The sequence below is a fragment of the Microcystis sp. LEGE 08355 genome (assembly GCF_015207185.1).
Classification (GTDB): domain Bacteria; phylum Cyanobacteriota; class Cyanobacteriia; order Cyanobacteriales; family Microcystaceae; genus Microcystis; species Microcystis panniformis.
Genome location: NZ_JADEXI010000324.1, coordinates 1 through 5,316, shown reverse-complemented (window position 1 = coordinate 5,316; position 5,316 = coordinate 1). Strand labels below are relative to the sequence as shown.

Below are 5,316 nucleotides of genomic sequence, written 5' to 3'. Positions count from 1 at the left end.
AATTCTTAACCTCTTACCCTACCTGAAAAATTTAGAACCAACCCTACTAACAGCTAATAGTTATCCCGACTTTAACTGTTATTCTATCCCCAAGGGTCTCGGCCCCGATCGAGGAGCGAAAGGTCATTTAAAACGCTTACTCTGGACTCAATGGCAGTTACCGTCAATTTACCGACAATTAAAGGCCAATTTACTCTTTTCTCCCCTCCCGGAAGCACCGATAAATTCTCCCTGTCGCTTTGTCGTCATGGTCCACGATTTAATTCCCCTAAGGTTTCCCAGTTTTACTTCCCCCTTAACCCAATATTTCCGTTATTATGTGCCGCAGGTATTACAACAGGCAAAACATATTATCTGTAACTCTCAGGCAACGGCCAAAGATATCACTGAATATTATCAAATTCCCGCCGATAAAATTACTTCTATTCCCCTAGCCTACGATCATCATCACTTTCGCCCTATGGAAGATAATAAGCCAGAACATCCCTATTTTCTCTATCTCGGTCGTCCCAATCCCTATAAAAATTTACCGCGTTTAATCGCCGCTTTTGCCCAACTGCCCCCAGATTTAAGCGATTATCATCTTTGGATTGCCGGCAGCTTTGATCGCCGTTATACCCCCAATTTACAACAACAAGCGCAAGAATTAGCAGTTAGCGATCGGATTAAATTCCTCGACTATATCCCCTACGATCAGCTGCCCAAGGTGATCAGTCAAGCCACTGCTTTAGTCTTCCCCAGTCTCTGGGAAGGCTTCGGATTGCCCGTTTTAGAGGCTATGGCCTGCGGTACACCCGTCATTACCTCAAATTTGTCATCTTTGCCCGAAGTCACGGCAACAGCGGCAATTTTAATCGATCCCTATCGAGTCGAGTCCCTGGCCGATGCCCTGAAAATTATCGCTCAAGATCGACAATTACACTCAAAATTAAGTTATCTAGGCAAAAAACGGGCTGATGAGTTTAGTTGGCAAAAAACCGGTCTAGCTACAGCCGCAATCTTAAATCAATATCTAGGGTATGCTTAACTGACAGGGTTTCCCATCCAGATGAAGTGTAACCTGATCGGTCATCGTCGGAAAAAGAAAAATAATTTGACAGATCGGCAGTATTTGCTGTAGGATGGGTGATCGTGACCTTAATTGGAGAGATGGCCGAGCGGTTGAAGGCGCAGCACTGGAAATGCTGTTTAGGGGTAACTTTAACGAGGGTTCGAATCCCTCTCTCTCCGTCCTCAAAGCACCTCATATCTACGAGGTGCTTTTTATGTAAAAAGTAGGGTGCGTTAGACGGCAAAAATTGCTGCTTTGACTTGAAGGTAACAATCCGTCGTAAGGCACCACCTATCATCAACTAAGTAGGGTTGGCTAAATATCAGTGAACGCTTTACTAGGAAACGGTTTTGGCACTTTTTTAGCCAAAAAAGTCAAAAGTAGGGTGCGTTAGACGGCAAAAATTGCTGCTTTGACTTGAAGGTAACAATCCGTCGTAAGGCACCACCTATCATCAACTAAGTAGGGTTGGCTAAATATCAGTGAACGCTTTACTAGGAAAACGTTGAGAAATCGATCCGAGGGACTCAAAACCCTTGCACTTTCGCTCTTCGATCGCCAGATAAAATTCAGAAACTAAGCGACGAAACTACCATTTTGCCAACTGTGTGGTTTCTAGATTCCCTCTGGGGACTTATTCAGCAAACCCTAATTTATAATTCCCACTGCTCCCTTCTCCCTGCTCCCCATCACCCACTCTCCTATACTTTTTAAACAGGATTTAGTCTAATTCCCCCTCGGTAAACCATCTTTACACTTAGCTAACCACTCCAATAAACTATCTAACTGCTGTTGCGGTTTTAGCGTTCCTAAACCCCTAACTGTCACCTGTTTGGGACTATAAACAAAGCGTGATTGTATATGTTGGGGTAGGTGTTCTTGTAATAATTTCCACGCTGGTTCTTCCATAGGAGTTTCTAGGATAATATGCTGTTTTCCATCGGGTTTAATGCGGGAAAAACCGAGGGATTTAGCCAGATGTTTTAACTCAATTACCTTAAATAATTGTGCCACTGGGGAAGGAATTGCTCCGTATCTATCCACTAAATCCGCAGCAATTTGTCCTAAAGTTTTCTGAGAATTGGCAGTAGCGATCGCCCGATAGACATCCATTTTCTGTTCCAGATCGGATATATAATCATTAGGAATAAATGCCGTCAATTTCAGATCGATTTGGGTATCCTCCACTTGAGGAATTTCTTGACCTTGAATTTCCCGCAAAGCTTCCTGTAACATTTCCATATATAGATCAAAACCAATCGCTTCCATTTGTCCCGATTGTTCCGCACCCAATAAGTTACCAGCGCCGCGAATTTCCAGATCCCTAGTCGCTAATTGATACCCCGATCCTAACTGGGTAAATTCTTGAATTGCCTTTAATCTTTCCCGAGCGGTTTCTGTTAGTTCTGCCTTGGCTGGATACAGTAACCAAGCGTGCGCTTGTACTCCCGATCGCCCCACCCGTCCTCGCAGTTGATAGAGTTGCGCTAACCCGAATTTTTGGGCATCTTCAATGATAATTGTGTTAACTCTGGGAATATCTAACCCCGACTCCACAATAGTCGTACAAACTAAGATATCCGCTTCCCCATTATTAAAAGCTAACATGGTGGTCTCTAATTCAGCCTCATCCATACGACCATGGCCGATGGCAATTCTAGCACCAGGAATCATCCCTTGAATTGCTGCCGCTTTTTCTTCAATTCCCTCGATTCTGGGTACTACATAAAAAACCTGTCCCCCCCGATCCAATTCATTGCGAATTGCCGTTCTAATCACATCAGAATTATAACTAGAAAGGTGGGTTTGGATGGGACGACGAGAGGGAGGAGGTGTGGTAATTAAACTCATTTCTCGCACCCCAGAAAGGGACATATAAAGAGTCCGGGGAATCGGTGTCGCACTCAAAGTTAATACATCAATATTACTTTTAAAAGCCTTAATTTTTTCCTTTTGATTAACCCCAAAACGCTGTTCTTCATCAATTACCAATAACCCTAAATCTCTAAACTCCACCGCTTTACTCAATAACAACTGCGTCCCCACCACTATATCCAATTCCCCCGTTTTCAAGCGCTGGACGATATCTTTTTTCTCGGAATTGGTGCGAAAACGATTTAATAAACCCACATTAATGGGATAGGGAGCAAAACGTTCTTTTAGGGTGTGGTAATGTTGTTGGGTTAAAATCGTTGTTGGTGCTAATAAAGCCACCTGTTTATGACCCGTGGTGACAGCTTTAAAAATAGCACGAATCGCCACTTCTGTCTTGCCAAAACCCACATCCCCACAGACTAAACGATCCATCGGGCGATCGCTTTCTAAATCCCGTTTCACATCCTGTATCGCTTTTAATTGATCGGCAGTGGGTTGGTAGGGAAAAGAATCCTCTAACTCCCGCTGCCAGGGATTATCCATCGGATAGGCAAAACCCGATTTTTGGGCGCGTTGGGCGTAAATATTGATTAAATCAACCGCTAACTTCTTAACCGACTTCCTGACGCGAGCTTTCGTCGCTTCCCACGCTTTGCCAGAGATTTTATGTAATTCTGGCTCTTGATTACCTGTATGACGATAACGGGAGAGATTATCAACAGAATCGGCAGGAACCCGCAATAATCCATCGGCATATTTAATAACTAGATAATCTCGACCTTGCACTACTCCGCTAATTGTGCTTTCCTGCTTTTCTAGTTTGATAAACTGTCCGATGCCATGGTGTTTATGTACTACAAAATCGAGGGGACGGAGTTTATTCACATCCACCTGTACCGAGGCTGCTTGCCGACGTTTGCGGACGTAACCGGCAGTATTTAAAAGATGTTGTCCGAAGAACTCTCGATCGCTAACGACGACTATGCGATAGGTGGGGAGGATAAAACCTTCTAATTCAGCTAATCCTGAGTATTTTAGGGCTGTAGCGGTGTTTTGAATTATTAACCGCTCGATCGCCCCAAAATCGAGGGGATTGGGGATAAATTGGGCCGGACAGTCGTGTTCCTGTAATAACGAGACTGTACGGGAGGGTTGGGCAGATATTAACCATGTAGCATACTTATTTACTTTAATACCGCTATAAATCTCTCTTTTTCCCCGTAAAATTTCCGCTAGTTTGGCGAATTGCCCCGGATTGGTGGGAATCGGACGACTGGAGAGATTAAGGCGATTTTCGGACAGGTGATCGTCTATTTCCGAGAGGTAGAGATGGGGAAATTTGGACGATATTTGCAGAGATTCGCCAAAAGAACGGTGAATTTGCGGTAAAGCTGGTTCTATCTCTTGCCAGCGTTCCCCAATATATTCTATCCAGCGATCGCTTCTAGCTTGACAGCTTTCCAGTTCATCAAAGGCAATCAGGGTATTTCCGGGGAGATAATCCAATAAAGAGGCAGGTTGAGGGAAGGACAAGCCTAAAAATCGCTCAATTCCCTCTGGATAAATACCATTAGCTAATTTTTCTCGATCTTCAGCCCCCAGATAATCGGCCACTGTCGGGGGAAGAGAAGGGGCAATGATCGCCGCAAAGCTAGTGGGAGTAAGAAGCAGATTGGGGATATAATCCAGCGATCTTTGGGTTGCAGGGTCAAATTCTCGCAATTTTTCCAATTCATCGCCGAAAAATTCTAACCTGACTGGTAATTCGGCCGAAACTGGGAAAATATCAACGATATCGCCGCGACGACTCCATTGCCCTTCGGTTTCTACCAGTGGAACCCTTTCATATCCTAATCTAGCTAGGGTTAGATCGAGGTTTTTGGCTTCTATAACCCTTCCTACCGCAAAATTATCGCTATATTGCTCGAAAACCTCTCTAGGGGGTAAATGGGGCTGCAGGGCCTTTTCGGTGGTAACGATCGCAATTCCGGCATCTTGATGACTGATTAGAGCTTGTCCTGAGCTACGTCGAAGGGCCGATAATACCTGCATCTGTCCCCAAATCATCTCGGATTCCCGATTAAATGTCTCGTAGGGACAAGCTTCCGAGGTGGGATAAAAGAAAACACCTTTCCACGTCATCGCTTCTAATTGTGCCGCCCAACGTGCTGCTTCTTCCAGATTGGCACAAATAATTAAAAGATTTTTTCCTTGACAACGGGCGAAAGCTGTGCTTATTAATCCTTTCGGTAAGCGGGCAAGGCCAGTTAGGGTTAAATTGCCGTTTTTCTCCAGTTTTTGGATAAGTTCGGCAGTTAAGGGCGATTTTTCAATGTTGCGAATAACGGAGGCAAAAGTCATTTTTTAGTGATCGGCGCTCGGTTTTTAGT

Annotated in this window: 2 protein-coding genes and 1 tRNA gene; 2 read left to right on the top strand and 1 reads right to left on the bottom strand. The window is 44.3% G+C overall.

Going from position 1 to position 5,316, the window contains the following annotated elements:
* On the top strand, positions 1-1,027 hold a 1,027-nt coding region (locus IQ242_RS15915), incomplete at its 5' end, for a glycosyltransferase family 1 protein (protein WP_193960629.1).
* A gap of 116 nt (positions 1,028-1,143) precedes the next feature.
* Positions 1,144-1,230, top strand: a tRNA-Ser gene (locus IQ242_RS15910).
* A 547-nt stretch (positions 1,231-1,777) separates the two neighbouring features.
* Here IQ242_RS15910 and mfd read toward each other — a convergent pair.
* A complete protein-coding gene (gene mfd, locus IQ242_RS15905; protein ID WP_193960628.1) occupies positions 1,778-5,287 on the bottom strand; it encodes a transcription-repair coupling factor in 3,510 nt (1,169 codons plus the stop codon).
* Positions 5,288-5,316 lie beyond the last annotated feature (29 nt).

Coding starts and splice junctions, on each gene's coding strand:
- mfd (WP_193960628.1), bottom strand. CDS start 5,287: ATGACTTTTGCCTCCGTTATTCGCAACATTGAAAAATCGCCCTTAACT.